The 547-nt window shown below is 46.1% G+C and carries 1 protein-coding gene; it reads right to left on the reverse strand.

Going from position 1 to position 547, the window contains the following annotated elements:
- Positions 1 to 72: 72 nt before the first annotated feature.
- A partial coding sequence (locus ACTHUM_RS18265) for an SPOR domain-containing protein (protein WP_440403717.1) occupies positions 73 to 547 on the reverse strand: 475 nt, incomplete at its 5' end.

The raw sequence follows: 547 nt of genomic DNA on the forward strand, positions 1-547 counted from the left end.
CACTCAGACTGAGCAGGCTCAGGCTGAGTGCGGCAATGGTTTGTTTTATACGCTGCTTCATCAGTGATTCCATTATTTGCTAGAACGAATCAAGCTGTTGATATTATGGCCTTGCAGGTTTTTTTGCAGTTTTATAGCGGCTTCCTGCGGCATGGTGTTGCTTTGAACTCGGTAAATGGTTTTGTCGCCGTTTTGCGATTCAACCACTCTGGAAGAAACACCTAAAATAGCCAGTTTTGCACGTTGTGAGTCTGCGCTGGAGCGGTCTGCATATGAACCAAGTTGCAGGAAGGCTTTTTTACCGCTGTTAGCAGCTGTTTCGGCTTTTTCTGTTGACTGTTTACTTACAGAGTTGCTGCTTTCTTTTGTTGCAGAGGTATTTGCTGCTTTACGTGCTTTTTCGATGCTGCCGCTGTTGAGGATTTGTTCAGGTGTCGGCTTGTTTTGCTTTTTGGCTTCAGCCGCTTTTTTCTCGGCCAATTTGCGCTCGGCACGCTCTTTTTGTTTGGCAGTCAGCTGGTCGGCTGCTTTTTTGTCTTTGGTAACT

Source organism: Neisseria sp. P0021.S006 (assembly GCF_051956895.1).